10 protein-coding genes are annotated in these 13,486 nt (G+C 44.3%); 4 read left to right on the top strand and 6 right to left on the bottom strand.

From position 1 onward, the window contains the following. Positions 1–267: 267 nt before the first annotated feature. The 3 genes from IQ263_RS25775 to IQ263_RS25765 all read right to left on the bottom strand — a co-directional run bounded on the left by IQ263_RS25775 (position 268) and on the right by IQ263_RS25765 (position 6,344). Positions 268–987, bottom strand: coding sequence for a PHP domain-containing protein (locus IQ263_RS25775; protein WP_194070940.1), 720 nt, complete (start codon positions 985–987; stop codon positions 268–270). Between the two features lie 810 nt (positions 988–1,797). Further along, the gene (locus IQ263_RS25770; protein WP_194070939.1) at positions 1,798–4,191 is read right to left on the bottom strand and encodes a bifunctional serine/threonine-protein kinase/ABC transporter substrate-binding protein; all 2,394 of its coding nucleotides are present in this window, start codon (positions 4,189–4,191) and stop codon (positions 1,798–1,800) included. Between the two features lie 917 nt (positions 4,192–5,108). After that, the gene (locus tag IQ263_RS25765; protein ID WP_194070938.1) at positions 5,109–6,344 is read right to left on the bottom strand and encodes a HetZ-related protein; all 1,236 of its coding nucleotides are present in this window, start codon (positions 6,342–6,344) and stop codon (positions 5,109–5,111) included. A 134-nt stretch (positions 6,345–6,478) separates the two neighbouring features. On the opposite strand from IQ263_RS25765, the gene IQ263_RS29545 reads away from it, so the two are divergent. Then, a complete protein-coding gene (locus tag IQ263_RS29545) occupies positions 6,479–6,604 on the top strand; it encodes a hypothetical protein (RefSeq protein ID WP_255515932.1) in 126 nt (41 codons plus the stop codon). A 275-nt stretch (positions 6,605–6,879) separates the two neighbouring features. Here the strand turns inward: IQ263_RS29545 and dtd are convergent, their stop codons facing one another. The 3 genes from dtd to IQ263_RS25750 form a co-directional block, all read right to left on the bottom strand. Continuing rightward, entirely contained in the window at positions 6,880–7,344 is a 465-nt protein-coding gene (dtd, locus tag IQ263_RS25760) for a D-aminoacyl-tRNA deacylase (protein WP_194070937.1), read from the bottom strand. A 253-nt stretch (positions 7,345–7,597) separates the two neighbouring features. Next, positions 7,598–8,725, bottom strand: a complete 1,128-nt coding sequence (locus tag IQ263_RS25755) for a CobW family GTP-binding protein (RefSeq protein WP_194070944.1) — start codon at positions 8,723–8,725, stop codon at positions 7,598–7,600. Between the two features lie 366 nt (positions 8,726–9,091). Next, a complete protein-coding gene (locus tag IQ263_RS25750; RefSeq protein ID WP_194070943.1) occupies positions 9,092–9,493 on the bottom strand; it encodes a fasciclin domain-containing protein in 402 nt (133 codons plus the stop codon). 234 nt (positions 9,494–9,727) lie between these two features. On the opposite strand from IQ263_RS25750, the gene IQ263_RS29540 reads away from it, so the two are divergent. The 3 genes from IQ263_RS29540 (at position 9,728) to IQ263_RS25740 (ending at position 13,343) form a co-directional block, all read left to right on the top strand. Next, on the top strand, positions 9,728–9,859 hold the full coding sequence (locus tag IQ263_RS29540; RefSeq protein WP_255515931.1) for a hypothetical protein: 132 nt from the start codon (positions 9,728–9,730) through the stop codon (positions 9,857–9,859). A 256-nt stretch (positions 9,860–10,115) separates the two neighbouring features. Beyond that, complete coding sequence (locus tag IQ263_RS25745; protein ID WP_333197311.1) at positions 10,116–11,156, top strand: aldo/keto reductase; 1,041 nt, start codon at positions 10,116–10,118, stop codon at positions 11,154–11,156. An 879-nt stretch (positions 11,157–12,035) separates the two neighbouring features. Next, complete coding sequence (locus IQ263_RS25740) at positions 12,036–13,343, top strand: glycosyltransferase family 1 protein (RefSeq protein WP_228050365.1); 1,308 nt, start codon at positions 12,036–12,038, stop codon at positions 13,341–13,343. The last annotated feature ends 143 nt before the right edge of the window (positions 13,344–13,486 follow it).

Genomic DNA, 13,486 nt, shown 5'->3' with positions numbered 1-13,486 from the left:
AGCTTAACCTAAAAGAGCGCCTTTTTTTCTGTTCATTTTGGGTTCAGATTGCACTCACTTTTTTCGCTTCTCTGCTTTATTGCGTAAGCGTTGCTTGCCGAAGGCATCGCATCCTTCTTTAAAAACTGTCCCGAGTATTGCAATAAGGGATCGTGGATTAAATAACTTCCGTAGGTTGGGTTGAAGCATGAACCCAACCTACAAAAAATGCAAGTTATTTAATTGTCATTCCTAACTAATAACCAATAACTAATTCCCGAACTATTATTAGATTCGGACTAGAAGACTGAGGCCGTGAGAGTCGGTGCCGCAAGTTCCCAACAAACCGTAAGTTTCTGCTAAATCTTTGACTAAAGCAGTTTGTTTGGGACTCGGTTTCCAAGGACAGGGATTGCCGTAAGCATAGTAAGTTTCTACGCCGTCAATGCCGAAACGGGCTGCTTCTGGGATGAGTTTATCGGCGGTCGATCGATACCGGCAAGGATGTGCTAGAACTGCTAAACCTCCAGCTTCCTGAATCGCTTCAATTACCCTGGCTGCGGAATAACAAGCGTGGCCTTCAGTACCTTTACCTCGCAAGTAAGGTGTGAGACTGGGATGTTCTGGATCGAAGGCGTAAGCGAGAATGTGTACGTCGTTGTTGAGCAATTCAGCATTAATTTCAGCCCCTGTCCAAAGAGTCGGTGCAGCGCTAATTTTGTCGGGATGCTTTAATTTCCAATTATCCAGCCATATTTGAGCTTGAGCGTAGCCTTGGGTGCTGTGGTGGTCAGTAATAGCTAAGCCTTTGAGGCCGACGGCTATTGCTTGTTCCATCACTTTCTCTGACTGCGATCGCCCGTCGGAGTTAACCGTGTGGAGGTGGAAGTTGTAGGAACCCGGACAGCTATCGGCATTTATTGTCTGCAAGACTTGTTTGAGGGCCGAGATATTCTGGGCTTCTGGTTTGAGACTATAAGCGGTGGCGGGAGCGAGATTGACAGTCATAAGCGTTATTATAAAAAAGACTAGCTTTGTTTAATATATCTAATTTATTGAAAATTTGCGGGCTTAAAAATTTGTGCTTGGCTAAGGGGGCTTGACCTTGATGGCTGAGAACTTTTGTGCGAAAAGCACGAATAAATTAGGGTAAAGCTGAAATAAATTAGTAGCCCTAGGGTGCATCGCGATGGAAAATTCATCAATAAAAATCGAGTGTTTCTAGTGAACGATGCACCTGTACCATCGCCAGTTTAATAAACAACTTTTTATTTGACCATTCCCCAACTATTCTATTAGAGTAACATTATTCCGAGGATGCGTCTAACAAAGAAAATGACGCAGCATAAAGAACAACAAGATGACAGATTTGCATCCAGCGGAAATCGCTTAGCAAACAAGTATTTGTCGAGTAGAACAGAGAACTATTTGCACTTTGTATAAGCAAATCTTAGGTAAAACAACTACGATAAAAATGCGAACTTCATGGTAGATACTAAGAGCGATCGCTCTCTCGCTATCTGGTTTTCTTAGGCTCGTTTAATCAACTTAAAAAAAGGCTATATATAAGGTGCAAATATGTAAAATTGTAGATTCAAATTTGGCTAAAATAATGGCAACCTACCCTAGGAATACTAATAATAAAATGTCTGGTAGATTGACCGATGGCAGATGGGTTTGTAGCGCAGACTAAAGTCCGCACTATGAACGAACCATTTTTGTTATAATAATCGACCAGAAATGATCTGACTAATGACAGATGACTATCCTTCGACTTGGCGAGCGGGCAAGATGACTAATGACTTCTTGTCTATCAATTCAATCGCACTTTAAACCTGCCGCTGCGGCTGTGGGAAATTCGATCGGTACAAAGGTAAGACCAAATTGTTTTTTAGCACAGGGTACAATATGCGCCAATGCTTTAGGAGAGTTTTTCCGATTTCCAGTCTTCGAGTCAAATTCAATTATACCCGTAGCTCCCTCGGCTTTAAAGTTAGGATCGGCCATAGTTTTTTGCATTCCTTCGCGGCTGGGTTCCGGCTGCATTTCTATAGCTTTAATCAGCGTTTTTGCCGCATCGTAGGTTAAGGCAGAGCGAGTATTTACCGGGCCTCTCCACAATTTTTGTGCGTTTACCGGAAATTTTTTATCAAAACTGATTAACGGATGCCAAAATACAGATACGCCGAGTTTTTTAACAGACTTTAGTTGTGTTGCTAGTTTTAGCGTTCTCTCCTCGTACAGCGTCCAAGGCCCGACAATCCAATTGCGATCGCCGTTAGCTTTAATCATCTCGATCGCATTTTCCAGCGAATTAGTGACTTGACCGTCGGGAACTACAAGTAAGGCGGTTTTGGGAAATTTTTCAACTTCTGCGATCGCAGCTTTGGCGTTAAAATTATCTTTAGATAAATCGTAATAATTACTGCTTCTAAAAGTCGTTCCTCCTCGGGATTCAAATTGCTTTTTAAATTCTTCCCACAAAGAAGCGCTGAAGGGACTGTTGGGATTGTAAAAAGCGGCCACTCGTTTTTGCCCTACTTTCAATAGTTGATTTACCAAAGCTTCAGCTTCGATGCTAGTTGTCGGAGCCGTCCGAAAGAAATATTTTCGGGGTTTTCGGGTCAGTTCTTCTGTGGTGCTTCCCGGAGAAATTGCGACGAGTTTATTTCGATTGTAAATATCTACTGTTTCTACGGTCATGTCGCTGGTGTAGTGTCCGATGACTGCTAGAATATCTGGCTGAGCGACGAGGTAATTTGCTCTTTGCTTTGCGTAGGATTTGATATTTCCGTCATCAGCAATGGTAACTTTGAGACCTTTTCCTTTAATCGCTTTTGGTTCGAGAAAGCCTTGACCGGGAAAGTCTTTATTGCTATCCTTGGCAGGGAGGATACCTAAATTAACTTCGGTTTGAGCTTGAGCGATACCTCGCAGCAGTTCTTCTGCTAAGTTGGCGTTCTGAATGCTGCCGTCTAGATTTCTGCGGATGGGGACAACAATTGCGATCGTGTAATATTCTGCATTGATTGCTTCGAGCAGAGCATTGTTGATGTAAATTAAAGTTTCGGGGTCTCTGCGGTCTTCTCGCCAGGACTGTTTGAGCAATTTTAAAGCTTCGGGATAATTTGAGTCGGCAAATTCATTAATTCCCCTTTGTTTTGACCAAAGGGCGGAGGTTTGGACTAGGAGTTTTTCGCCGGAACTTACACCATCTGCTGGAAGCGTTTGTCGCAGCAAAATTTTGGGGATGAAAAGTACGATCGCCAATCCGATCGCAATTCCAGCAAAGCCTAACAGCGGCCAGGGAAAGCGCGATCGCTTTTGAGGAGCAATTTTGCGTACAGGCGGCGGTGCGATCGCATCCAAGTCTTCTAAAACCTCAGTAACAGATTGGTAGCGTTCAATAAAATGGAAACGCACCATCTTACTAACAATATTTTTTAGACTGTCGCTAACTTGTAAAATCTGTTTATTGTGCGTCGAGTAATCCCAGACAATTTCACAAGTTTGGGGGTCTTGCGGGAGATTCGTAGGAAGCTTGCCGGTGAGGGCTTGAATCACAATGATTCCTAGGGCGTAAATATCGTTATAAGGTTGCGGGACAGACCTCGGATTGTATTGTTCCGCCGGCATATAACCAATTGTACCGATCGCCTGCGATGTTAATATTTCACCCGTAGAGTTAGCCGTAAAGGTGCTGATTTCTTTAACAGCCCCAAAATCTATCAAAACAATTTTACCATCCTTGGAGCGCCGAATTAAGTTAGCCGGTGTAAGATCGCGGTGAATAACATTTGCTTGGTGTACAAAATTTAAAATTTCTAGAATTTCTCGTAAAAAGGCGATCGTCTGTGATTCCGTCCACTGCTGACCTGCTGGCAAAAATTCCTGACTTAGGGGTGTTCCTTCAATATATTCTTGAACGAGATAAAAATATTTTTTTTCTTCAAAGCGATCGAACAATTTGGGAATGCGCGAGTGATTTCCGAGAGCCTGCAAAGCCCTAACTTCCCTTTGAAATCGCTCCCGGCATTTTTCCAATACCCGGATCTCGTCGCCTTCAGGAAAAGGAATTTCCTTAATCGCGCAGGGAGGCTTTTCGGATTTTTCTATATCTTGAGCCTTGTAGGTTCTAGCAAATCCTCCCTGTCCTAATTGAGCCATAATTCTGTAGCGTTCAGCCAGTAGATCTCCGGGATTGAGACACATAAATTTTATAGTTCCTCTTGGGCTTCGACCGTTGATGTTGATTATAATACAAAATCTGGGTTCACTACTTCATGGATGGGATTTAGCGGTTGCAACTTATCTCAAATATAAAAAATAATCCTAGATAGTGGATAGTCCCCTAAATCGCCTTTAACAAGGGGGACTTAAAATCAAGTGTTGTTCCCCCTTTTTTGAAAGCTTGTCATTACCCACATCTCCTAACAGCCCTCGCGTGACGCGCGATACCGCCAGGGGATTTATTCCCTGACTAATAGCTTAAATCGGTTAAAAATGACTAATTTCTTGGTTTGTTTAGTGATTTTATAAGTGAAGGCGAACTCACTTCCCCTAGGTTGGAACAAAAGGAGGAATCTTAGGTAAATGAAAAGTTTAAAAAGTGGGAGATTACAAGCTTTTGAATAGGTAATAGAAAGCAATAATTCGGGGAGCTTCTGCCATTTGTAGCAAACATTTAGATAATTGATATCGTGTCCAATAAATTGACCGTTGTCGAATTGGTTCGCAAATTGGAGCGTATGCAAGTCCGCACTAACCTTGCTGATTGCGGTCAATCGACAGGATATGATATCAAATGCGGTAGCATTGGAATTATGTTGACTGTTGACTGTTAACTGTTGATTTACTATTCCGATGTTAACGGATTTGATATTGTTTTTAATAACGAGAATCTTCCCGATTCCTAATAAAAAAATCCCAGGTTATTCCTGGGAATCATAAATATTAAGAAAAATTAGTGCTTTTTTAATATATTTAATTAGCTCAAAAGCTGTCATAATCCAGCATTCCCAGTTGGAGAGTTGAGAGCGGAAAGCGGGGCGGGCGTTCCCGTGCAGATGCCGCACCCGATCGCATTTTCCAGTCTCCAGAAAACAGTTGCATTCATTTTGCATCACCCGTTAAGCTTGGTTGCTGTTGCGAGTCTGGCTTGCCAGCTCCAACAGTTGTGCCCAGCGTTTTTGGACTTGTTTGGGAGTGCAGTTGAGTGCTGTGGCGATCGCCTTGTCGCTTTCTTGATTCTGCTTCATTTCCAACAATTCCAGCATTTGGGGAGACAGCCCTGCGCGAAATGCTTCCCATTTGTCGGAAGTCATTCCCAGCTTTTGATCCACATCAGCACCCAGCCATTCGTGTACGAGTTTCCAGTTTTGAGTGCGGGCAAATTTTTCGACGTGGTACTTAAACCGTTGTTGCAAGTAGTCGCGCTGGCGGGAAGACAAACCGAGAACGCGATCGATTTCCGAAGCCGAAAGGTCTTGCAATTTCAACATTAAGTAGTTCACGCATTCGGGCTGATTTTGAGCTTCCAGATAAGCGATCAATTCAGCGACTACTCGATCGCGCAGCACAGCATCAGCCGGATCGACAGTTTCCGAAACCATTTGTTCGCGCACTTGTTGCAGCGCCGGAGAGCGGCTGTACATTTCGGCATCTTCTCCCTTGCCAGACTCTACAGCCATTTCAATGTCGATCGCAGTTTCGGGAGGCTGGCCCTTGGCAAATCCTTGAGCGCGAAGCACGATCAGGCGCTGGCGGTTGCGGCCGGGCAAACCGATTTGGCGCTTGGCGTAGTGTTCGGTAAAAGCCATGTACTCAGCCAATTCAATTTGCGTGCGGGGAGTGTAGTTGAGATCGAGTTGGTGTTCGCGGCGGAAAGCTCGCAAAGCTTCGATGTAAAAGCCTTGCAAAAAGTCTTCAATCATGTTGTAACGAGCTTGGAAGTTCAAGTTCGAGCGGAAAGATGCAACATGGCGGTAAATCATCGATGCGAGGTGAGAGTGCAGTTCGACGCGGCCGCTTTTGGAACCGAGGCGGTAGAATTGCAGAGTTTTTTGCAAGCGGTGTTCGGCCAAGGTGATTTGCCAAGCTTCAACTTCGCCGGAAACTTGGATGCGATCGCTTTTTTGGCAAATCCGTTCAACTTCCTTAGCAATCCGCATCGCCACTGCTTGAGCGCTGCGGCTGGGACTTTTCATGGAGGCCTGCAATTCTTTCAGGGCGAATTCAGCCAAAGCCAGAACATCGATGCTGGGAGCAGTATTGATTTCGGCGGTTTGTGCGCCTGCTGCAGGAATGAAGTTGAGGCCAGAAGCGGTGTTGCAGTTGACGGCGTTGGTGGCAGTTTTGACAGTCATGGCGTTTATCTCGTGGTAGCGCACAGCGTGCGAGGACATTTGTCAGAGAGCGAGGCGGCAGTTGCTGGCGGTTTCGCTTGCTGTGCTGATTCAACTCTCTATACATTGAATATAGGGAAATAGAGATAATCGCAGTGATGCCACTGTTCCACTCTCTCATGCAACAGTTTTTGGCTGCTGAATCTGATTCTAAGCGCTGGCTGTGGGAGATTGGTTTTATTGCCCTTAAAGCCTTATTGTACAAGCACTCTGAGCTGTAATTCTGGTAGGGCGATCGCGACAAAGATGGACGGTGTTCTGGGGCCTCTGAGTGGACAATTTACCAACTGGCCTTTTGAGGGGGTTTTCGGCGTTGGAGATTGTGGAATCGAGAGTCGGCAGAGTGTAGCGAACTTCACTATCTTCAAAACCTACGTCACAGAAGCTAGGAAACCCGGTGAATTTAGAAATTTGGTTGAAAAAGGCGCAAGGGATTTTTGGGAACGAACCGCGAAGACGCAAAGGACACGAAGGAAGAGAAGTACAGAGAGGCCTGTCAAACTATTGACGCCGATTCTCTCTCTAATACCAAAGTCACAGGCCCGTCATTCTCTATTAAGACTTGCATCTGAGTTCCAAACACGCCTGTTTCGATTTTTAAGCCACTCTGACGCAACTTTTCGACAAATTTATCATAAAAAATTTCGGCTCGTTCAGGAGCTGCCGATCGGTCAAAGGAAGGTCGCCGACCTTTGCGACAGTCCCCGTACAGCGTAAACTGACTGACTACCAGCAACTCGCCGCCGATGTCTTGTACGGACTTGTCCCAGCGGCCGCCCTCGCTGGCTGAGTCGGGAAACAAACGCAGTTCCAGGCATTTGCGAGCCATCCAGTCGAGTTCTGCTTCCGTGTCGGTGTCTGCAATAGCTACAAGCAAGTTCAGTCCGCGGCCTATTTTACCGACAATTTTACCGTTAACTTCGACTTGAGATGATTTGACTCGCTGGATGATGACTCGCATTTGAGATTAGAAATATTTAAAGCAAAAACTCAAAATCAAAAAGTAAACTTCTGTTTTCAACAGTCTTGGACGGATCAATACTAAAGAAACCGGGTTTTTTACCGGCATTAAAAGCATTGATGCCGTTTTTTGGTTCAAAACCCGGTTTCTCGCCACCCGTGCGTAAGTGTTTTTTTCCTAAGTATCAGAGAGGCAGAGCCTCGCTTACATCGGTTCCCAGGCTCTTGGCCGGGGAACCAGTAATATTTTACTGTTAGTTTTTCCCAAAACCTTTGCCACGATTGGGTGCAGGCATACAGAGACAGTTTTCGATTTGCGATCGCAAAGTCTCGGTATCCAAACCCTGACCGATCAAAACAAGCTGGTTTTTGCGATCGTCGCCTTTCCACTCGTCGTCGTCCATCGAAAATCGCTTGCCGCTCAAATGGAAAATATGCCGTTTCGGACTTTCTTCAAACCACATAATCCCCTTCGCGCGAAACACGTTTGTTGGCAGTTGGTTGTCTAAGAAATATTGAAATTTTCTCAGAGAAAACGGCTTTTCGCTCTGGAAAGAAATTGAAGTAAATCCGTCATTTTCTAAATGGTCGGAGTGGTCGTGATGGCTGTGGTCGTGATGTTCGTGGTGGCCGTGGTCGTGGTGGTCGTGGTGGCCGTGGTGGTCGTGGTCGTGATGGCCGTGGTCGTGATGTTCGTGACTGCTAGCTGTTTCCTCAGATTGGAAATATTTGTCAGATTCAAACAACCCGACACTGAGGACTAGCGGTAGGGGAACTTGCGAGTTTACTGTTCGCAAAATTCGAGCACCTTCTTTGACATCGCGAATCTTAACTTCCAACAAATCTAAATCTGGTTCTTCAACCAAATCTGTTTTGTTGAGGATAATTATATCGCCGTAAGCTATTTGACTGTAAGCTGCTTCTGAGTTAAACAAATCTAAGCTATAGTTAGCTGCGTCTACTACTGTCACTATCGAATCTAGACGGGTCAGGTCGCGCAGTTCTGTGCTTAAAAAAGTTAGAGCAACTGGCAGGGGGTCGGCGAGTCCGGTTGTTTCTACTACTAGATAATCGAGGTTTTCTTGACGTTCTAAAACTTTGTAAACTGCATTTACCAAGTCTTCATTAATTGTGCAGCAGATGCAGCCGTTGTTCAGCTCAACCATGTTGTCGTCGGTGGTGACAATCAGTTCGTTGTCGATGCCGATTTCGCCAAATTCATTGACTAAAACTGCTGTTTTCAAACCTTGCTGGTTGGTTAGGATGTGGTTGAGTAGGGTTGTTTTGCCGCTACCTAGAAATCCTGTAATGATGGTAACGGGCAAGCCGTGTTTGGGAGCGTCCATCGCCTGCTCTGTATCGGACTGAGTTGTAGATTGCATAGCTTGAATGTCAAATAATGTCGATCGCACTTTTATTGTGTTTCTTATTGTATCTTATTTAGGACAAGCCCCGATCGACCCGGTTTCTGGGATAATTTTTGGGTGCCGCGGCACAGCACCTACCCCCGAGCCCGCAATCAACTCCAGATTACAACGGCACTTGTTGGCTTGTCACCTGTTTTCCCGGTAAATCCAGCCGCGAAAAAATTGGGGCAGACTTTCGCCAGTGCGATCGCTCCATTCCCCCTGCTCTACAATACTTTTAATTATTAATCTGCGTAAAATATTTAAACTTCAACTAAAACAGGGCGGTGGCTAAAAATAGCCACCGCCCTCAAGATAATATCGAGTTATCTAAATCTGTGCTTACGCAGGAAGCAACACTGAATCGATAATGTGGATGACACCATTGTCAGCAGCAACATCGGGTGTAGTAACGGTAGAATCATTAATTTTGACGCCATTGGAAGCATCAATTTTAACTTCTGAGCCTTCAACTGTCTTCGCAGATTTCAGTTTGACCACATCAGCGGCCATAACTTTGCCAGAAACGACGTGATAAGTCAAGATTTTTTTGAGCTTAGGGATGTCCTTAAGCAGTGATTCTACAGTACCTGCGGGAAGCTTAGCAAAAGCTTCGTCTGTAGGAGCGAAAACTGTGAAGGGCCCAGCGCCTTTGAGAGTATCTACTAAACCAGCAGCTTTGACGGCAGCAACTAGAGTTGTAAAAGAGCCTGCCGCAACGGCGGTATCAACGATATCAGCCAAGTGAGTCACCTAGGTTTTGTATTCTGTAAATCAATATAACGCTAAAAAGTTAATTTAGCTACTTATTTTTTCTAGATTTCAATCAGATTTACTGATGATAAATATAGCACTTTTTTGATTTAACTATTTTCGCAAAATACCTATCTAAAGGTAGATAATATTTTTAGTAATTTACTGTATTTTTAATTAGCAATGTAATTATAAATACATAGGTAAGAGGCTCGCCCCAGTGCCGTGTTGAAAGTCAAAAGCACTTTTTTTGTGATGGTGCGAACTACCGTAGAGCGCGCAGGTTATATATTTAGCAAGCGGGGACACCACTGGAAAAGCAAAACTAAGATGCTGCCGATCGGCATTTTGACTTAACAAAACATTCAATATCCAGCACAGCCCTAACCCACCCTCAAAGCCAGCCACCGCAGACGGATAGCAACAGTACGGCAAATCCCGATCTAAACTGTTAAAAGCAATTAATTAGCTAGCTAAAAAAGCCGACATGAGATACAAACTACTAGGTAAGTAGAAAGGCGTAAATATTTGTAGTTGGGATGAGGCAGGAGTCAGGAGACAGAATGCAGGAGGGATTGGGGTTTTAGCCTCATTTATCTTTCTTAACACAGTTGTGTTTTTCCCCACCGACTTACTTAACAGCGGACTTCGCGTTTCAGAAATCTGCCTCGGCACCATGACTTTTGGCGAAGAGTGGGGTTCGGGCGGTTCCTACGAAGAAAGCCGCAAAATGTTCGACGCATTTGCAGCAGCAGGCGGCAATTTCATTGATACGGCGAATCTCTACACCAACGGTACAAGCGAAAAATATATCGGCGATTTTATCGCAGCCGATCGCGAAAAATGGGTAGTTGCCACTAAGTACAGCCTCAACATGAAAAATGGCGAAATCAACGGTTTCGGCAACCACCGCAAAAATATGGTGCAAGCAGTAGAAGCAAGTTTGAAGCGACTGCAAATTGAATATATAGATTTGCTGTGGCTGCACGCTTGGGATTTTACCACACCAGTCGAAGAAGTAATGCGCGCCTTTGACGATTTGGTGCGCGCCGGCAAAGTTCTTTATATCGGCATTTCCGATACACCCGCTTGGATTGTTTCTCAAGCAAATACGATCGCCCAAATGCGCGGTTGGACACCATTTATCGGCTTGCAAATCGAGTATTCTTTAAAAGAGCGAACACCAGAACGGGATTTGCTCCCGATGGCAAAAGCCTTAAACATTGGCGTGACAGCTTGGAGTCCCCTAGCAGGCGGCTTGCTAACAGGAAAATACAACACTTCAGAAACCGCCAGCGAAACTAAACGGCTTGATTCACCTGAATCGGGAAAAATTAGCGAACGAAACCTCAATATTGCTCGCGAAGTTAGCTCCATAGCAGCCGAAATTGGGAAACCAGCCTCTCAAGTAGCCCTGAATTGGCTGCGACAACAGTCAGTCAAAGTTATTCCAATTATTGGTTCCCGCAAACTCTCGCAACTGCAGGAAAATCTTGCTTGTTTAGAGTTTCAATTAACTCCCGAACAAATGCAGCAGTTAGACAAAGTAAGTGCAATTGAATTGGGTTTTCCCCACGATTTCTTAAAAAGTTCGATGGTGCAAGATTTTGGATTTGGAGGGGGAATCGCTAAAATAGACAGCCGCCGACTTTAAAGTTGCTGCTATCTTCTAGTCCCGGGTTAACGCGGATATGCGCGAACCCGCCCTCAGAGGAATAATTGAGATTGGTACTGTCTCGCGTGACTTTAACCTCGTACCCCAGCACCAATGTCATCACCATAAAATCCTAGGCTTCTCATCGCTCTTACCTGGTTTCCGCGATATTGTCGATCGGGTATAAGATGTCGATTAAACCCGGCTTCATAAACTGTTATTTATGAATCTATCGCAAGTTATAATTTTTCCTTAATCTTTATATATATAAGGATACAAACGTTACTTAGCAGCGATCGGATAAGTTTAAAAAAGGTGAAGTTTGTCAAATTAAATGGCCACAAAAAGTAGCTCGCAAATTTTCTCTATTATACAAAATAAAAAACTAAAAGTCGATCGGTCTTAATACCGATTTCAAAAAAATATGTAATAGCAGACAAGCTTCAAACCCTTAATTCATCAGCCATTCCCAAATCTTCAATTCTTCCATCTAAAATCTCAAATGGTGTCACCCCCTACCTGCCAGTTAAGTCTTTTTAAAAGGTCGATCGGCATTTTAACGGCTTTTGAACCAAGCATCCAAACAAAGCGCCTCCTGAGAAAGAAGTCATCCTTCAGATAGAAGTAATGGCAGAAAAACTGAGCTAGATTGATCAATAATAGCAAGTCTAACAATATTAACTTATCTCCAAGTTTCACTTCGTAAAAAAGTAGATAAGCGTATCTTTTTTGCGCTCTAGCAGTTGCTCGATCGACTGTGAATGCGAGGCGGGCTACTCAATAAAGATTCTCAGATTGACGCTGACAACTTTCAGTAATACAATGCTGAGAAGGATATTTTAGTTGCCCATTTTAATTAACAAATTCTTGAGGCTAATTATGTCCCCTAAAAACTCAGTAAAGAATAATGATAACTATAAAGGTCGAGGGTGGGAGATTCGATTTACCTCTATAGATCCCGCAAAATCGCCTTCTCAATTCGCTCCATCCAGCGCCTTGCGCGCCAACTTATCAAAAGCTGCTGTTTTAGATGTACCGGATCTAGTTTGTCTGTCTCATTTGCGGTGGAATTCCGTCTATCAACGTCCGCAACATCTTTTAAGTCGCTGCGCCAAAAATCGTCGCGTATTCTTTGTAGAAGAACCGATTTTGATCGCGACAGGAGATTGGCGGCTTGATGTCAGCATCCACGCCAGCGGAGTCTGGGTAATAGCACCGCACCTGAACGAAGAAATTAGCAAAGAAACAGCACAAACTGCTCAGCAAGCCATGCTAGATGATTTCTTTCAAGCAGCAGAAATTAACAACTACATCCTCTGGTATTACACACCAATGGCTGTCTCTTTCACAAACCACTTAAAGCCGCTAGCTGTAGTCTACGACTGCATCGACGAACTGTCAGCATTTCACGGCGTGCACCCCGATTTCAAAGCAAATGAAACTCAACTCTTAAAGCGCGCCAGCATCGTATTTACAGGCGGACACAGCCTCTACGAAGCGAAACAGCACCAGCACGCAAACATTCATCCTTTCCCCAGCAGCATTGAAAAAGAACACTTTACTAACGCCCGGAATCTTTCCGAAACATCGGCGGATCAAGCGGATCAAAAAGACATTCCTCACCCGCGTTTGGGTTTTTTTGGCGTTATAGACGAACGCATGGATATCGAACTGCTCGGCGGGATTGCTGAAGCGAGGCCAGACTGGCATTTAGTGATAATCTGGCCAGTGGTGAAAATCGACCAGGCAACTTTACCAACCAACCCAAATATACACTATCTCGGCGGCAAATCCTATCAAGAACTGCCAGCGTACATTGCAGGATGGGATATAGCAATACTGCCGTTTGCGATTAACGAATCGACTAAATTTATTAGTCCGACTAAAACTTCAGAATACCTGGCGGCCGGCAAACCTGTGATTTCTACTTCGATCCGATCCGTGGTGCAGCCCTACGGAGAAAAAGGTTTGGTTCGGATTGCGAGCAATGTTGCAGAATTTGTTGCTGCTGGGGAAGAAATCATGAGCGAAAGTTTGGCCGATCGCACTAAGTGGCTGAGCGAAGTAGATGCTTTTTTGGCAGACAGTTATTGGGACAATACCTGGGGCGAAATGCTAGGGTTGCTCGAAAGTGCGATCGCAGGCAAAAAGCAGACATCCGAAGGCTGGATAAAAGTTTTAAATTAGGAAAATTAAGGTTTAACAATACTCCGGACAGTTTTTAAGCAGCCAGAGTACCATAAGACAAGACTGAAGGAAGGTTAAGGTGATTTAAAATCAAATCTGGGTCTAAATCTAACTTATCAATAAAGGTAGAAAGTAGATGCGCG

Source organism: Tychonema sp. LEGE 06208 (genome assembly GCF_015207505.1).
GTDB lineage: Bacteria > Cyanobacteriota > Cyanobacteriia > Cyanobacteriales > Microcoleaceae > Microcoleus.
This window is presented reverse-complemented; position numbering and strand designations above follow the sequence as displayed.

Excerpts from the sequence above, each read along its gene's own strand:
- IQ263_RS25775 (WP_194070940.1), bottom strand. The coding sequence starts at position 987 with ATGACTGTCAATCTCGCTCCCGCCACCGCTTATAGTCTCAAACCAGAA.
- IQ263_RS25770 (WP_194070939.1), bottom strand. The coding sequence starts at position 4,191 with ATGTGTCTCAATCCCGGAGATCTACTGGCTGAACGCTACAGAATTATG.
- IQ263_RS25765 (WP_194070938.1), bottom strand. The coding sequence starts at position 6,344 with ATGACTGTCAAAACTGCCACCAACGCCGTCAACTGCAACACCGCTTCT.
- dtd (WP_194070937.1), bottom strand. The coding sequence starts at position 7,344 with ATGCGAGTCATCATCCAGCGAGTCAAATCATCTCAAGTCGAAGTTAAC.
- IQ263_RS25755 (WP_194070944.1), bottom strand. The coding sequence starts at position 8,725 with ATGCAATCTACAACTCAGTCCGATACAGAGCAGGCGATGGACGCTCCC.
- IQ263_RS25740 (WP_228050365.1), top strand. The coding sequence starts at position 12,036 with ATGTCCCCTAAAAACTCAGTAAAGAATAATGATAACTATAAAGGTCGA.